This is a genomic window from Piscicoccus intestinalis NBRC 104926, from assembly GCF_001515525.1.
Lineage (GTDB): Bacteria > Actinomycetota > Actinomycetes > Actinomycetales > Dermatophilaceae > Kineosphaera > Kineosphaera intestinalis.
The window spans coordinates 68112-82796 of record NZ_BCNQ01000002.1; the positions used below are offsets into that span (position 1 = coordinate 68112).

General features: G+C 74.2%; 18 protein-coding genes. 8 read left to right on the forward strand and 10 right to left on the reverse strand.

The window, feature by feature from the left end; all coding sequences use genetic code 11:
- Position 1 precedes the first annotated feature (1 nt).
- Together PINTE_RS00955 and PINTE_RS22460 are read right to left on the reverse strand one after the other, a co-directional pair.
- Positions 2-862, reverse strand: coding sequence for an SDR family NAD(P)-dependent oxidoreductase (locus PINTE_RS00955; protein ID WP_068425060.1), 861 nt, complete (start codon positions 860-862; stop codon positions 2-4).
- Positions 859-1017 carry a hypothetical protein gene (locus PINTE_RS22460; RefSeq protein WP_157087009.1) on the reverse strand — a complete coding sequence of 53 codons (159 nt, stop codon included), beginning with the start codon at positions 1015-1017 and terminating at the stop codon, positions 859-861. The genes PINTE_RS00955 and PINTE_RS22460 overlap by 4 nt, the downstream gene beginning before the upstream one ends.
- Before the next feature lie 192 nt (positions 1018-1209).
- Between PINTE_RS22460 and PINTE_RS00960 the strand changes: the two genes are divergently transcribed.
- The gene (locus tag PINTE_RS00960) at positions 1210-1761 is read left to right on the forward strand and encodes a DUF488 domain-containing protein (RefSeq protein WP_068424929.1); all 552 of its coding nucleotides are present in this window, start codon (positions 1210-1212) and stop codon (positions 1759-1761) included.
- Here the strand turns inward: PINTE_RS00960 and PINTE_RS00965 are convergent.
- Positions 1748-2464 carry a type 1 glutamine amidotransferase domain-containing protein gene (locus PINTE_RS00965; RefSeq protein WP_068424933.1) on the reverse strand — a complete coding sequence of 239 codons (717 nt, stop codon included), beginning with the start codon at positions 2462-2464 and terminating at the stop codon, positions 1748-1750. The two genes, PINTE_RS00960 and PINTE_RS00965, sit on opposite strands and share 14 nt — an antisense overlap.
- Positions 2465-2612: 148 nt before the next feature.
- On the opposite strand from PINTE_RS00965, the gene PINTE_RS00970 reads away from it, so the two are divergent.
- From PINTE_RS00970 to PINTE_RS00980, 3 genes are read left to right on the forward strand one after another with little or no spacing between them, the layout of a single operon-like run.
- Positions 2613-3002: a 6-pyruvoyl trahydropterin synthase family protein gene (locus PINTE_RS00970; RefSeq protein ID WP_068425063.1), complete on the forward strand. Its 390-nt coding sequence runs from the start codon at positions 2613-2615 to the stop codon at positions 3000-3002.
- Positions 2999-4213 (forward strand): glycosyltransferase family 4 protein, encoded by a 1215-nt coding sequence (locus PINTE_RS00975; RefSeq protein WP_068424936.1) that lies wholly within the window; start codon positions 2999-3001, stop codon positions 4211-4213. Before PINTE_RS00970 ends, PINTE_RS00975 begins: the two co-directional genes overlap by 4 nt.
- Positions 4210-5157, forward strand: a complete 948-nt coding sequence (locus PINTE_RS00980; protein ID WP_068424938.1) for a class I SAM-dependent methyltransferase — start codon at positions 4210-4212, stop codon at positions 5155-5157. Before PINTE_RS00975 ends, PINTE_RS00980 begins: the two co-directional genes overlap by 4 nt.
- Here PINTE_RS00980 and ribA read toward each other — a convergent pair.
- The gene (gene ribA, locus PINTE_RS23765; protein ID WP_068424941.1) at positions 5144-6487 is read right to left on the reverse strand and encodes a GTP cyclohydrolase II RibA; all 1344 of its coding nucleotides are present in this window, start codon (positions 6485-6487) and stop codon (positions 5144-5146) included. The two genes, PINTE_RS00980 and ribA, sit on opposite strands and share 14 nt — an antisense overlap.
- An 89-nt stretch (positions 6488-6576) precedes the next feature.
- On the opposite strand from ribA, the gene PINTE_RS00990 reads away from it, so the two are divergent.
- The 3 genes from PINTE_RS00990 (at position 6577) to PINTE_RS01000 (ending at position 9937) form a co-directional block, all read left to right on the forward strand.
- A complete protein-coding gene (locus PINTE_RS00990) occupies positions 6577-8412 on the forward strand; it encodes a lysylphosphatidylglycerol synthase domain-containing protein (protein WP_157087010.1) in 1836 nt (611 codons plus the stop codon).
- Positions 8409-9395, forward strand: a complete 987-nt coding sequence (locus tag PINTE_RS00995) for a zinc-dependent alcohol dehydrogenase (RefSeq protein WP_068424947.1) — start codon at positions 8409-8411, stop codon at positions 9393-9395. Before PINTE_RS00990 ends, PINTE_RS00995 begins: the two co-directional genes overlap by 4 nt.
- Positions 9396-9487: 92 nt before the next feature.
- On the forward strand, positions 9488-9937 hold the full coding sequence (locus PINTE_RS01000) for a nitroreductase family deazaflavin-dependent oxidoreductase (RefSeq protein WP_068425066.1): 450 nt from the start codon (positions 9488-9490) through the stop codon (positions 9935-9937).
- Positions 9938-10014: 77 nt separating this feature from the next.
- Here the strand turns inward: PINTE_RS01000 and PINTE_RS01005 are convergent, their stop codons facing one another.
- From PINTE_RS01005 to PINTE_RS01020, 4 genes are all read right to left on the reverse strand, one after another.
- Entirely contained in the window at positions 10015-10437 is a 423-nt protein-coding gene (locus PINTE_RS01005; protein ID WP_068424949.1) for an organic hydroperoxide resistance protein, read from the reverse strand.
- A 59-nt stretch (positions 10438-10496) separates the two neighbouring features.
- Positions 10497-11129: a M23 family metallopeptidase gene (locus PINTE_RS01010; protein ID WP_068424951.1), complete on the reverse strand. Its 633-nt coding sequence runs from the start codon at positions 11127-11129 to the stop codon at positions 10497-10499.
- A 21-nt stretch (positions 11130-11150) separates the two neighbouring features.
- On the reverse strand, positions 11151-11507 hold the full coding sequence (locus tag PINTE_RS01015) for a cyclophilin-like fold protein (protein ID WP_169798431.1): 357 nt from the start codon (positions 11505-11507) through the stop codon (positions 11151-11153).
- A 170-nt stretch (positions 11508-11677) separates the two neighbouring features.
- Positions 11678-12019 carry a VOC family protein gene (locus PINTE_RS01020; protein WP_068424956.1) on the reverse strand — a complete coding sequence of 114 codons (342 nt, stop codon included), beginning with the start codon at positions 12017-12019 and terminating at the stop codon, positions 11678-11680.
- Between the two features lie 200 nt (positions 12020-12219).
- On the opposite strand from PINTE_RS01020, the gene PINTE_RS01025 reads away from it, so the two are divergent.
- Positions 12220-13107, forward strand: coding sequence for an alpha/beta hydrolase fold domain-containing protein (locus PINTE_RS01025; RefSeq protein ID WP_068424960.1), 888 nt, complete (start codon positions 12220-12222; stop codon positions 13105-13107).
- 23 nt (positions 13108-13130) lie between these two features.
- Here the strand turns inward: PINTE_RS01025 and PINTE_RS01030 are convergent, their stop codons facing one another.
- Together PINTE_RS01030 and PINTE_RS01035 are read right to left on the reverse strand one after the other, a co-directional pair.
- Positions 13131-14036: a CPBP family intramembrane glutamic endopeptidase gene (locus tag PINTE_RS01030; RefSeq protein ID WP_068424963.1), complete on the reverse strand. Its 906-nt coding sequence runs from the start codon at positions 14034-14036 to the stop codon at positions 13131-13133.
- Between the two features lie 44 nt (positions 14037-14080).
- Positions 14081-14683: an HAD family hydrolase gene (locus PINTE_RS01035; RefSeq protein WP_068424966.1), complete on the reverse strand. Its 603-nt coding sequence runs from the start codon at positions 14681-14683 to the stop codon at positions 14081-14083.
- Between the last annotated feature and the right edge of the window lie 2 nt (positions 14684-14685).

Below are 14685 nucleotides of genomic sequence, written 5' to 3' on the forward strand. Positions count from 1 at the left end.
GTCACGACGACCAGCCGCGGCGCATGAGGCGCTCCACCGTGACCGTGCGGCGCAGCGCGAACCCGGGCGCCAGGCGGGTGGCGACGTCGACGAACCGGGCGTCGGGGCCGACTAGAATCCTTGGGCGCCGGGCCTGCACGCCGTCGATGATGATGCGGGCCGCGGCCGGGGCGCTCGTGCGCAAGACCCGTTCGTCGGAGAAGCGGGCGCGAGCCTCCTGCTCCGGGGTCACGCTCGCCCCGGCGCGGCGGGCCGCCTCCAGGGCGGCAGTCGCGATGCTGGTTGTCACCGAGCCGGGGTGCACGACGGTCACGACCACCGGGTGGCCGTCGGCGAGCATCTCCGCGCGCACCGCCTCCGTGAAGCCGCGGACCGCGTACTTCGACGCGCAGTACGGCGCGAGCCCCGGTTGGGCCAGCAGGCCGTTGAGGCTGGAGATGTTGACGAGCGCGCCGGCGCCGGAGGCGATGAGGTGCGGCAGGAACTCCTTGGTGCCGTGGATGACGCCCCAGAGGTTGATCTGCAGCGTCTGCTCGATGGCGTCGTAGTCGGAGTCGAGCACCCGGCCGCCGCGGAAGGCGATGCCGGCGTTGTTGTACAGCTGGTGCACGACCCCGAAGTGACCGACGACGTCCCGCGCCCAGGCCGCGACCGCCGCGCGGTCGGCGACGTCGACGACCGACGTGTGCACGCTCGCCCCCGCGGCCTCCGCCTCGGTCCGCGTGGTGGCCAGGCCACCCGCGTCGAGGTCGCTGAGCGCGAGATCGGTTCCACGCCAGGCCAATTCGATCGCCAGCGCGCGCCCGATGCCCGAGCCGGCACCCGTGATCGCCGCGACGACGCGACCTGCGGGCGGGGTCATGTCGGCACCGGCTCCGAACACGCGGTCTCATCGAGCGGCAACCGCTCACCGGGCCGGGCGAAGCGCAGGTGCTCGTCGCGCACCGGGCAGTGACCGGCTCCGATACCGGAGACACCGGCGCCGATGACGGCGACGTCGAGGTCGGTTCTGCTCATGGTTGCGTCCCCCTTCGCGAAGCCCAGGAGGCCAGCCTGCCAAACGGGCCAGGCCGTGTCCTGACGCCGAAGAGCGCGGCAGATCTGCCGCGACTGCGCGGGCGGATCTCCCACTATCCTGCGGGGGCAGCGCCGCCGCCCGTCGTGACGCCGGGTTCGTGCCCCGACCGCCCGGCGGGCAGAATCGCGGGGGTGAGCGCGCCGACCATCTGGACCATCGGGCACTGGACCTGCCCCCGGGACGTCTTCCTGCAGCCCCTCGACGAGGCGGGCATCGAGCTCGTCGCCGACGTGCGCTCGCTGCCCGGCTCGCGGCGCAGCCCGCAGTTCGACCGCGAGCAGATGCCGACCTGGCTCGCCGACGACGGCATCGACTACGTGCACCTGGCCGAGCTCGGCGGCCGCCGACGCAAGCAACCGGTCGACCCGGCGCTCAACGCCGGCTGGGAGAACGCGAGCTTTCGCAACTACGCCGACTACACGCTCAGCGACGAATACCGGGCGGGCATCGACCGACTCACCGGTCTGGCGCGGGAACGGCGGGTGGCGATCCTGTGCGGGGAGCCGATGCCGTGGCGGTGCCACCGCTCGGTCATCGCCAACACCCTCACCGCCGCCGGCTGGCAGGTGTGGCACCTGCTCACCGACGGTCGGCCGCGCCTGCACGAATTCGGCCAGTGGGGCGCGACGCCGGACGTCGCGGACGACGGGCGGATCACGTACCCGCGGGTCAGCCCTTCTTGAGGAGCTTGACGACCTTCTTCGCCACGCCGCTCGCGCTGGTGGGGTTCTGCCCGGTGACGAGTCGGCCGTCGACGACGACGTTCGAGGCCAGGGGGCGCAGCGCCTTCTTGTAGTCGGCGCCCTCCCCGCGCAGGCGGTCGTCGAGCCGGAACGGCACGACCTTCGCGCGGCCGGCGAGCTTCTCCTCGGGCCAGCTGAAGCCGGTCACCTGGCGGCCCTGCAGCAGCGGGGTGCCGTCTTCGCGGCGCACCCCGAGGAACCCGGCGGGACCGTGGCAGACCGCCGAGACGACCTTGCCCTGCGCGTCGAGTCGCTGGATGAGCCGGGCCAGGTCGGGGTTGTTCGGGAAGTCGAACATCGTGCCGTGGCCGCCGGTGAGGTAGATCGCGTCGAAGTCCTCGCCGACGACGTCGTGCACGCTGACGGTGTCGTCGAGCAGATCCATGAACGCCCGGTCGCGGTAGCGCTTTCCGGTGTCGCCCTGCTTGAGCATGAGCGTGCTCAGGCTCTCGGGGTCCAGCGGCACCCGGCCACCGGTGACCGACGCGATGACCACCTCGTGGCCGGCGTCGGTGACGACGTCGTAGAAGTGCGTCAGCTCACCGAGCCACAGCCCCGTGCGGTACCCGGCCGCCGAATACTCCTCCGCGCTCGTGACCACCACGAGGATCCGCTTGCCCGAGGGCGTCGTCTTCTTGGCCATGACCCACTCCTGCGTGTGCGTGTACAGAATGCCGACCCTACGTCAGGGGGCGTGCTCCCGCCCGTCGATCGCTCGTCGACCCCGCGGTCACCGGGGGCGGGCCGGTATCGGGAGGCCGGGGGCCGGGTGCGCGCCTACAGTGGCGAAGATGTTCAGCGTCACGGTCCGCAGCCACATGATGATCGCCCACAGCCTGCCGCACCCCGACTTCGGGCCGGCGCAGGCGCTGCACGGCGCCACCTACGTCGTCGAGGCGACGTTCGAGCGGGCGGAGCTGTCCGACTCCGGGATCGTCATCGACATCGGCCTGGCCACCACGGCGTTGCAGGAGATCACCGGCGAGCTGACCTACCGCAACCTCGACGAGCACCCGCGGTTCACGGGCACGCTGACGACGACCGAGGCGCTGGCCCGGTACGTCGTCGACGAACTCGTCGAGCGGCTGCCCGGCCACGCCCGCACCGGCCTGAGCGGAGTCGCCGCGACGCTGCGTGAACACCCCGACGCCTGGGCCACCTACCGCCGCGACCTCGCATGACGGCAGCCGCCGCGTCGACGCGGCCGGGCACGCTCACGCTCCTCGCGCCCGCCGGGGTGCAGGCCCCGACCGGCGGCAACATCTACGACCGGCGGCTGGTCGACGCGCTGCGCGACCTCGGGGTGAGCGCCCGGCTCGTCGAAGTGCCCGGCCCCTGGCCCGACGATTCTGCGGCCGCTGGTGAGCGGCTGTGCGCCGCGGCCGCAGATGCGGTTGACGCCGCTGGCGCCGCTGACGGCTCGGGCGCCTCGGGACCCTCGGCGGTGCTCATCGACGGCCTGCTCGCGGCCGGCTGCCCGCAGGCCGTCGGCCGCCTCGCCGCCGAAGCGCACCTCGGGATCATCGCCCACCTTCCCGCCGAACTGGAGACGGGTCTGCCGCCGAAGCGCCGCGAGCGCCTCGCTCGGTCGGAGGCGCAGGCGATGCGGGCGGCGCACGTGATCGTCTGCCCGAGCCGTTGGACGGCCGAATTCCTCAGCGACACCTACGGACTCGGGGAAGCCCACGACCGCGGCGGGCCCAGGCTCGTCGTCGCGCACCCGGGCACGGACCTGCTCCCGGCCGCGGACAGGGGCCCGGTCTCGACGGCGGGTGAGGGTGCCGGGCGAAGAGCGCGAGCCGCTGCCGGTGCCGCGCCGCCGGCGGTGACCTGCCTCGCCGCGCTGACTCCTCGCAAGAACACCGCGGCCCTCGTCGAGGCGCTGGCCGCGCACGTCGACCGGCCGTGGAGCCTCACCCTGTGCGGGCCCGACGACCACGATCCCGGTTACGCCGCCCGCCTGAGGGCGCGGGCCGACGCCCCGGACGTGCGCGGTCGCGTGACGGTGCGCGGCGCCGCCGCCGGCGCGGACCTCGAGGAGCTGTGGCGCCGCACCGACCTGCTCGTGCTGCCCTCGCTCGCGGAGACGTTCGGCATGGTCGTCACCGAGGCGCTGGTGCGCGGCGTGCCCGCCGTCGTCACCGCGGGCACCGGCGCGCAAGAGGCCCTCGGGCTCGGCGGCGAGCCCACACCGGGCGCCGCCGTCGACCTCACCGACCTGCCTCGCACGCTCGGCCGTTGGCTGCTCGACGAGCGGCTGCGGGCCGACTGGGCGACCGCCGCCGCGCGTGCCGCCGAGCGGCTGCCGACGTGGCGAGACACGGCCCGGGCGGTGGCGTCCGCGTTCGCGCTACCGGCGGCGGCCGCCGAGGAAGCGGAGGCCAGGCGATGAGCGACCACAACGCCGACAGCAACACCGAGAGCAACACCGAGGACAACACCGAGATCAACACCGAGATCAACACCGAGATCAACGCCGACCGCATCGAACCCGACTGGCTGGCGCTGCGCGAACCCGCCGACGCCGCCGCCCGCGACCGGTCCTGGCCGGCGCTGCGCCCCGCGATCGCGGCCTGGCTGACGCCCCGGCTGGCCGGCGGCGACGGCCCCCTGCACGTCGTCGACGCCGGAGCCGGCACGGGCGCCAACGCGCGCTGGCTCGCCCCGCGCCTGACGGCCCTCGCGTCCGGGCACCCGCTGCGCTGGACGCTGCTCGACCACGACGACCGGCTCCTCGCGCACGTGCCGCCCGGCCTGACCGCCCGGCGCGTGTGCGGCGACCTCGCCGACCTGCCGGGGCTGCTGCGGCGGTCCGAGTCCCCGGAGCCGGAGTCAGTGTCGGGGCCGGGCACGCGGGCCACGTTCGTCACCGCCTCCGCGCTACTCGACCTGCTCACCGCCGACCAGCTCGACCGGTTCGTCGACGACGCCCTGGCGGCGGACGCGGCCCTGCTCGTGGCCCTCACGATCGGCCCGACCTGGCGTCTGGAGCCGCTCGACGGGCCCGACGCCCGGCTGTCCGACCGGCTCGACGCCGCGTTCCACGAGCATCAAGGCCGGGGGCGGGCGCTGGGACATCGCGCGATCGACCGCCTCGTCGACCGTCACCCCCGGGCCCTGCGGGCCGACTCCCCGTGGCAACTGAACGCCGCCGATCCGGCCGACGCGGCCCTCATCGACCGATTCCTCACCGAGCGGGCGGCCGCCGCCGTCGCCGCCCGCCCCGAACTGCGCGACCCGGCCCGATCCTGGCTCGAGCGTCGCCGCGCGGATCTGCGGCGCGGCCGGCTCACCGTGCGGCTCGAGCACACCGACGTGTGGCTCAGCCCCCAGTGACCGGCCCGACGGGCTCCCCGGGCTGCGGCCCGACCGACGCTGCGGGGTCCGGGCAGAGCGTGAAGGAGTGGCACGTGTCCGACCCGAGCGGGCGCGACACGACCGGCGGCCGGGGCGCGGCGTCCAGCCGATCGCAGGGCTCGACCCGCACGCCGCGCACCCCGTCGCCGAGGAAGACCGGGCTGATCGTCAGGTAGAGGTGGTCGAGCGCCCCGGCGCCCCAGAACGCGGAGACGGTGGTGCCGCCGCCCTCGACGAGCACCCTGGTCAGCCCGCGCTCCCGCAGCGCCGCGACGACCGCGGCCGGCTCGAACCGCCCCTGCGCGAGGGGCAGCCGCACGAGTTCGGCCCGCTCGGGCGGCTCCTGCACGGGCGCCTGCGGTCCGACGATCCACAGGGTCGGGGCCGCGCCGTCGGTGAACACGCCGGCGTGCCGCGGCACCCGGGCGCGGGGGTCGAGCACGACCCGCACCGGGTTGGCGCCGGGCACGAGCCGCACGGTCAGGCGCGGGTCGTCGGAGACGATCGTCGACGCGCCGACGACGACCGCGTCGGCCAGCGAGCGCAACCGGTGCAGGTGCAGGTGATCCTCGGGCGAGGTCAGGCCGAGGCCCTCGCCGGCGCGGGTCGCGACGAACCCGTCGATGCTCTGCCCCATCTGCGCGAACGTGACGACCGGGCGGCGCGCCGGATCGTAGAACGGGTCGGCGTCGCCCGCCGCCGGGGCCGCCGGGTCGTGGCCCATGCGCGCCCGCTTGGTCTGCAGGTAGGCGCGGTTCTCGGGGCGTTCGGGCACGAGCAGCCCGCGGCGCTCGACGACCTCGATGCCCGCCTCGCGCAGCGCCTCCTCCTTGGCGGGGTTGCTCGACAGCAGCCGGATGCGCCGGATGTCCAGGCCGGCGAGTACGCGGGCCGCGCCCCGATAGTCGCGCTCGTCGGGCTGGCGGCCCAGCCGCAGGTTGGCGTCGACGGTGTCGGCGCCCGCGTCCTGCAGTCCGTAGGCGCGCAGCTTGTCGACGAGGCCGATGCCGCGCCCCTCGTGCCCGCGCAGGTAGAGCACGGCGCCGCGGCCGTGCGCGGCGATCCACGCGAAGGCGGCGTCGAGCTGGTCGCCGCAGTCGCAGCGGTGCGAGCCGAGGGCGTCGCCGGTGAGGCACTCGGAGTGCAGGCGCACCGGCAGCGGCTCGTCGGTGGCCTCCTGAAGTCCCATCCCGAGGAGCACATAGGCGGGCTCGTCGTCGACCTGCACGGCGAGCACGTCGAAGCGGCCATGACGGGTCGGCAGCACTGTGCGCGCCGCCACGGTGACGCCGACGTCGATTCCGGTCATGCGGGACACCCTGACACACAAGCTCTCACCCGACGAGACGAGACAGGAACGGACATACTTGACGGCACACCCGCCCCGAGGAGGAGTCCGTGCGCGGATCGCGAGCGATGGCCGGTGAGCTCGCCGCCTGGTGGTGCTGGGCGGGGCTGGCCGCGGCGATGCTCGCCCTTGCCTCGGCTCGCATCGAATCACCGATCGTGCCAGTGGTGCTCGCGCTGGCGACGGGCACCGTGATCGTCACGTGGTACGCCTGGGCGCGCGGCCCGGTCAACTCCGCGGACCGGGTGACGTTCGCGCGGGCCGGGCTGACCTGCGCGGTGGCTGGCTGCCTCGGGGCCCTTTTTCTCGACGGCGCCCTGACCGCGCCGACTCCGCCCGGTTCGCTGCCCGTCTCGACCCTGCCCGGCCCCCTGGTGGCCGCCGTCGCGGGCGTGTCCCTGGCGCTGGACGCCCTCGACGGGTACGTCGCCCGGCGCCGCGGCTCCACCGCCCGCGGCGCCCGCTTCGACATGGAGTCGGACGCGCTGCTCATCGCGCTGCTCGCGCTCGCGGTCGCCCCGACCGTCGGCTGGTGGGTGCTGTCGATCGGCGCGGCCCGGTACGTCTTCGCCGGAGCCGGTCTCGCGCTGCCGTGGCTGACCGCCCCGTTGCCGCCGTCGACGGCCCGCAAAACCGTGGCCGCGGTGCAGGGCGTCGCGCTCGCGGTGACCGCCTCCGGGCTGCTACCGGTGCCCGCCGCCCAGGTCGTGTGCGCGGCGGCGTCGGCGGCGCTGGCCTGGTCGTTCGGCCGCGACACGCGGTGGCTGTGGCGGCATCGGGGGGCTGCGCCGGCGTGGCAGCGGGTGCCGGCGTGGCTGGGCGCGACGGCGAAGGTCGGCACCGGCGTCGCGATCCTGGGATTCCTCGCGGCCCGGTTCGGCACCGACGGGTTCGTCGAGGGAGCCGGTGCGCTGACCCCCGCGACCGTCGCGTGCGCCCTCGGCATCGGGCTGCTGACGACGATCGGCAGCGCGCTGCGATGGCGGCTCGTGGCCACCCGGCTCGGCGCGCTGCACCTGCGGCTGACGCAGGCGGTCGGCGCCTACTACCGCTCGCTGTTCCTCAACGCGTCGCTGCCCGCGGGGATCGTCGGCGACGCCGAGCGCGCGGTGCGGCACGCCGTCTCCAGCGGCGCACCCGGGCCCGCCGCCCGGGCCGTGGTCTTCGAGCGGCTCAGCGGGCAGGTGGCGCTGTGGGTCGTCACGGCGGTCGCGCTCGCGACCGGCCCCGCCTGGCTGGGCGCGTGGGCCTCGCCGGTCGAGTCGGCGGTCGGGGTCGGGCTGCTGCTCGGGCTCCTTGCCGCGCTGCTGGTCGGGGTCGTCGCGACCCGCCGCGCATCCCGTCACGGAGACGGTCGCGTGCGCGGCCAGCTGCGTCGCCTGCTCGCCGCCGACACGTGGCCGCAGGTCACGGGCCTGTCACTGGCCGTGCTCGCCGGGCACGTCGCGCTGTTCCTCGTCGCGGCCCGAGCCGTCGGCGCCCAGGAGCCCGTGACCACCCTGCTCCCGCTGGTGCTGCTCGCGCTCGTCGCGATGGGGGTGCCGCTGAACGTCGGCGGGTGGGGGCCGCGCGAGGGGGCCGCGGCATGGGCGTTCGCCACCGCGGGCCTCGGGGCGCAGCTGGGCCTGAGCACGGCCGTCGCGTACGGCGTGCTCGCATTCGTCGCGAGCCTGCCCGGGCTGCCCGTGTGGCTCCTCGGGCGGCGCGCGCAGCCGGCGGCGGCCTCCGACGGCTCGACCACTCCGTCTGCCGCGCTCCGTCCGACCCGAGGCGCGGCTCGTGCCGCGAGAACCCCGGGGGTCCCGGCAACCCGCACCGACCGGGCGCGCGGCGAGCGCGGCCGGTTCGGGCGCGGGCGTCGAGACGGAGAGCGGAGGGCGGCATGAACGCGCACGACACGGCCCGCACCCACTGGCTCACCGGGCCGGATCGCGGGGAGCTGCGCGAGGAGCCGCTGGCGGCACCGGCTCCGGGCGAGGTGGTCGTGCGCGCCCGGTTCAGCGGGATCTCGCGGGGCACCGAACGGCTCGTGCGGCACGGCCGGGTGCCCGCCGCCGTCGCGTCGACGATGCGGGCTCCCTTCCAGCGCGGGGACTTTCCCTGGCCGGTCGCGTACGGGTACCTGTCGGTCGGCACCGTGGAGGCCGGGCCGGACCACCTGCTCGGGCGCGACGTTTTCTGCCTGCACCCGCACGCGGACCGCTACGTCGTGCCGGCCGAGGCGGTCACCGTGCTGCCCGACGGGGTGCCGCCACGCCGCGCGGTGCTCGCGGGCACCCTGGAGACGGCCGTCAACGCGTGCTGGGACCTCGCGCCGCTGCTCGGCGACCGGATCGCGGTGATCGGCGCGGGCATGGTCGGGGCGTCGGTCGCGGCACTGCTGCGCATGTTTCCCGTGGAACATCTCCAACTCATCGACGCGGACCCCGGCAAGGCGGCCTTCGCCGCGGCGCTCGGCATCGACTTCGCCACCCCGAACCAGGCCGCCGACGGCTGCGACAGCATCGTGCACGCCTCCGGCCACCCCGCCGGGCTGGCGCGAGCGCTGGAGCTCGTCGCCGACGAGGGCGAGGTGCTCGAGATGTCGTGGTACGGCGAGGGTGAGGTGCCGGTGCCGTTGGGCGCCGACTTCCACAGCCGGCGCCTGTCGGTGCGCGCGAGCCAGGTCGGCCGGATCTCACCGCGGAGACGGTCCTCCCGCAGCCACGCGGACCGTCTCGCCGTCGCGTTGCAGGCCCTGCGCGACCCGGTGTTCGACGAGTTCATCACCGGCGTCACGCCGTTCGAGCGCATCGAGGACGCCATGCGCGCGGTGCTGGCCGACGACGCCCGCGGCCAGCTGTGCCACGTCATCGACTACGCACAGTGACGTTGGACACCGAGATCGTTCAGTTCTGCATGGACGAGGACCACGCACGGGTCTCTCCGGACTGCTTGCTCCGACGGGTCCGAGGGTCAACCATGACCGGCATGCTCGGGCGATTCCTCACGATGCCGCGGCTGGCGCGCGCACCGATACTGGTGCAGCGCGCCGGCCTGGGCTGGCTGTTCGGTCCGCGCCTGCTGTTGCTGGAACACACCGGGCGCCGCAGCCGCGCAACGCGATTCACGACCCTCGAGGTCGTCGAGGACCAACGCCCGCAGGCGCTGATCGTCGCGTCCGGCTTCGGCGAACGGGCCCAGTGGTACCGGAACCTGCGCGCCCACCCGCAGTGTCACGTCTGGCACCAGTTCGCGCGTCGCGTGCCGGCGACCGCCGAACTCCTCGACCAGCAGGCCGGTGCCGCGGTGCTGGCGCGCTATCAACGGGCACATCCCCGGTTGTGGGCCCGGCTGCGCTCGGTGATCAGCGAGGCGACCGGCCAGGCGGATCCGCAGATCCCCGTCGTCCGGCTGCGCCTGGGCGGGTAGCGCCACGGCGGCCAGGCCACGTACTCCAGGCGCCTCTGCGCATGCGTCACAGCCGACGTTCTCGCGTCAGTGTCCGCTCAGTCGTCCGTGACGACCAGTTCGACCGGGATGTTGCCGCGGGTGGCGTTGCTGTACGGGCAGACCTGGTGGGCCCGCTCGACCAGCTCGACGGCCTTGGCGTGCTCGACGTCGGGGATGACGACCTCCAGCGTGACGTCGAGCTCGAACCCGCCGGTGTCGTTGGGGCCGATGCCCACGCGGGCGCCCACGCTCGAATCACCGAGCTCGACGCGCTCCTTGCGGGCGACCAACTGCAGGGCCGAGTGGAAGCATGTGGCGTAACCGGCGGCGAACAGCTGCTCGGGGTTGGCACCCTCGCCACTGCCTCCCATTTCCTTCGGGGTCGCCAGGTCGAGGTCGATCCGGCCGTCGACGGAACGGGCGTGGCCGTCACGGCCCGCCCCCGTCGCGATCGCTTCTGCGGTGTACAGGGTGGCCATGTGTTCTCCTTCGATGCCGCTGCGGTGTGCGGTGTCACGAGTTGCCGCGGGGTCGGCGGCTACGACCCCGGCAAGCGTACGATCTCGCCGTTGCGCGGCAGGTGACCGTCGAACGTGATCGGCAGGCCGCGCGCCCGCTCGATGTCGAGGGTGTCCACGGCCTGCACGTGCAGGTGTGGCTCGGTGCTGTTCCCCGAGTTGCCACACTCCCCGACACGGTCGCCGGCGCTGACCCGTCGGCCGACCCGCACACCGACACTTGTATTATGCAAATGGCACAATGCGACGAGGGGGCCACCCTCGCCGAGGGCGATCACGACGTGGTTACCGGCGAGCCCGACCCACCCGCGGGCGGCCCTGCGGCGCTGGGTCAGCGCGTAGCCGACCGACGGCAGTCCGCGATAGGCCGCGTGGTCGGGCTCCTCGTCGTGCGCCGCGACGACGATCCCGGAGACGGGAGCGAGCACCGATCGCCCGAAGCCGACGAACCGCTGCGGCGCCTCGGGTCGCACCATCGAGGAGGCCGTGACGCGCGCCGAACGGCCGTCGGCACCGACCGGCACGAAGTCGATGGCGTGGCTCGTCGCGAACAGCCAGGTGCCGTGGCTGGGCACCCGGTTCGCGGGACTGTTCTGCACGAGCCAGTCGCCGCGGAACGGGTAGGCCAGGTCAACGGTCTCCGGTGTCGTCATCGATGTCGCGACAGCACGCCGTCAGCTCGCAGTGATGTCGGCCGCGAAGCCGTCGGGCTGCGAGCGCAGGAACTCCATGTCGTCGGCGCCGACCGTGCCCAGCCGCACGATGCCGTTGAAGTAGCCCACCGGCTTGTAGTAAAGAACCAGCACATTGTCCGGCGCGTAGTAGCCGATGTCGTTCGCCTGCGCGGCCGACCCTGTGGGCACCCCGTCCACGCTCAGCGGAGCCGGTAGGGTCGCCAGCTTCTCCTGACCGCCGTAATCGCGGAAGGTCAGGCTCAGCGGCAGCTGCGCGATGAGGTCGCGGGAGGTCGCGCTGTCGTTCAGCTCGGCCTCGATGGCCCGGTCCCCGACGGTGATCGTCACTGCGCTCACGGCGCCTCCATTCCGGGTCGGGTCGGCGGTCGCGTGGTCGGTTGTCGCACTCGGTTGGGACAACGGAGCCGAGGCCGCGCCCGGAGCCGGTTCCACCCCCGACGACGAGCAGCCCACCAGCAGCACCGTTGCCGCGAGCGTCACGGCCGCCCTGGCGGCGCCGCGACGACTCACCGGCGCGAGCGGATGCCGAACCGGTTGCCCTCGGGGTCGGCGACGATGGCGAGGGCGGTACCGCCTCCGACGTCGGTGGACTCCTGCAGCACGGTGGCGCCGGCCTGGCGCAGCGCGTCCAGGGTGGCTTCGACGTCGTCGGAGTCGAGGTAGGGCACGACGCCGGCGGGCAGGTCGGGACCCTGCCGCGGGGCGAGCCCGAACTCGCAGCCGTCGACGTTGAAGCCGACGTACGAGGGCAGGTCGGTGTGCGGCTCGGCACCGAGCGCCGTCGCGTACACGGCCTTGGCCGCGGCGACGTCATCCACGTTGACGACGATGGTCTTGAAGGCGGGCATCGGTCTCCTCCGGTGAGGTTCACGGGGGCGAGACGCCGGGCGGGGCCCGACGGCCGTGGCGCAATGGTGTGCAGTGTGGCACGCGCCACGGCAGGGCGCACCCGCGTTCGCCCGTCATCGGCGGCGAACTCGGCGGCCGACTCCCGGTTAGCGGCCTGGTTAAGGTGGACGCGCCCCCGCGTTCGAGAGGTGAGCCGTTCATGCGCGTTCCCGAGGCACTGGTGCCGTTGGCCCTGCGAGCGACCCGCGCCAACCGCGCGTTCGTGTCGCCGGAGCTGGCCCGCGAGCGGATCGCGGAGCGCTCCCTGCGACCGCAGTCGTTCCACCCGCCCCGGCGGCTCACCCGCCCGGTGACGATCACGGCGGCGCGGCACGACGGCTGGCCGGTCTACACGGTGGCGCCGAAGGGCCCCGCGCCGCGCGGGGCCGTCGTGTACACGCACGGCGGCGCCTGGGTCAACGAGATCGTCCTGCCGCATTGGCGGCTCGTCGAGCAGATCGCCGCGGAGTCGGGCACCACCGTCATCGTGCCGATCTATCCGCTCGTGCCGTTCGGCACCGCGCGGGAGGTCGTCGGCACCGTCGCCGACATCGCGCTCCGAGCGGGCGACCGCTACGGCGTCGTGCGCCTGGCCGGAGATTCCGCCAGCGGGCAGATCGCGCTGTCCACCGCACTGGAACTCCGCGACCGGCACGAACTGCGGCTGCCCCGAACCGTTCTCATCGCCCCGGGGCTCGACCTGTCGTGGTCGAACCCGCAGATCCCGCAGGTCCAACCCGACGACCCGTGGCTCGCGGTGCCCGGCGGGCGGGTGTTCTCCGAGCACTGGCGCGGCGACCTGCCCGTCTCCGATCAGCGGGTCAGCCCGCTGGCCGCCGACCTCGCCGGGCTCGGACCGCTCAGCGTGTACATCGGCACCCGCGACATCCTCTCCCCCGACGTCCGGCTGCTCGTCGAGCGCGCCCGCGCCGCCGGCGTCGACGTCGACCTGCACGTCGGGGACGGCCTCGTGCACGTCTACCCGCTGCTACCCACCCGCGCGGGGCAGCTGGCCCGCGAGCAGATCGTCGCCGACCTTCGCGACTGACGCCGAAGACCCGAGCTACCCGCTCACGCTTGGCCCGCGAGATAGATCACCACGAGCAGCCCGTTGGTGGACAGGTGCAGCAGGATCGGCAGCCACAGGCGCCGGTATCGACTCCACAGGTAGCCGCAGGCAATCCCGAAGACCCCCTGGTTGGCGATGACGATCGCGACACCGATCCCGACACCGTGGCCGGCGGTGTGGCTGGCCAGGTGCATGAGTCCGAAGATCGCGGACGCCAGCAGGATCGCCGGCCAGCGCCCCCACAGCGCCTCGACGCGGGTCTGCAGCCAGTAGCGGTGGAAGATCTCTTCACCGATGCTTGCCGTCAGGGCGGTTGCGGTGGCCGCGACGACGAGCGTCGTCAGGTCGTAGCGGGAGAAGTCGGCGGCGGCGTTGCCGGGCCCGAACTGGGTGATCGCCTGATGCGCCGCGACAGCCGCCACCGCCCCGACGACAGCGAGCGCTCCCAGCCGCGGCCGGTCGACGACCACCCCCGGGCCGACCCGGCGGTGCAGCAGCCACAGGGAAAGGGCCGGCACCGCGAGCAGAACCACGATCTTGACGAGCACGTAGTCCTCGGGCTGCCACACCGGCAGGCGCATGACTGCGGGGAAAGCGATCGCGCACGCGACGAGCACCGCCAGGTCGATGCCGAGGCGCGGCCCGGGGCGCACGGGCGGGCCGTCGAGTCCGCGGCTGGTCAGGGCGCACACAGCGACAAGCAGCGCGACCGCGAGCCACGTCCAGGCGACGTGCGTGGTCGGGCTACCGGGGTCGCTCGAGGGCGTGATCTGACCACCGAGCGCGAGAAGCACGGTGGCCCCGGCGGCGGCGAACGCGACCGTCAGCAGCCCGACCAGCCATCGCCCGACGCGCGGAGCCGGTTCGGGTGGGTGGCGACGCTCCAGCCTCGCGCGCGAATCGTCCATCGGCCCTCCGGTCTTCGTGTCACGGTCGTGATAGTCACACCGTGTCACACTCGTGAGAAAAAAAACACACCGGCGGGGACCCGCGAAACGCGGACCGCAGCCGCGGGCCGCGCGTCAGGCCTCGGCGGGGTGGGCGGCGGCTTCCAGGGCACGCATCTGCACGTAGGTGGTTCGCAGCCCTTCAGCTGCCACTCCGACGCGGTCGTGGCGACGACCTCTCGCCAGGAGCGCCGCGGCCGGCTGGACCGGTTGCGCGGGGCCGGCAGCGTGACGGGCACGAAGCCGACGAGCACGGCGGCCGAGGCGAACGCGCCCGGTCGCAGCACGGCGGCCGCGCGCCGCGGCTGCAGGCCCAGCTGCCGCGCGGCGAGCCGGATCCCGATGGGCAGGGCGACATCCGCCGGCACGGCCAGCACCCGGGCGGGCGGCAGGCCGGCGGTCCACACGTCGAGGGCGGCGTCGGCGGGGGCGCCCGTCGTCACGTAGGCCCACGGCCGGTGGTGCGTGGCCAGGAGGTTGAGCAGGGCTTTGGCTCCGGGTCGCGGGGCTGCGGTCGCCCCGGAGTCGGTGTCGACCACGGCGTCGACGCTCACGAGAACGCCGTCCAGGGCCAGGGTGTCGTCGAGGAGGTCGGCGAGCTCGAACATCG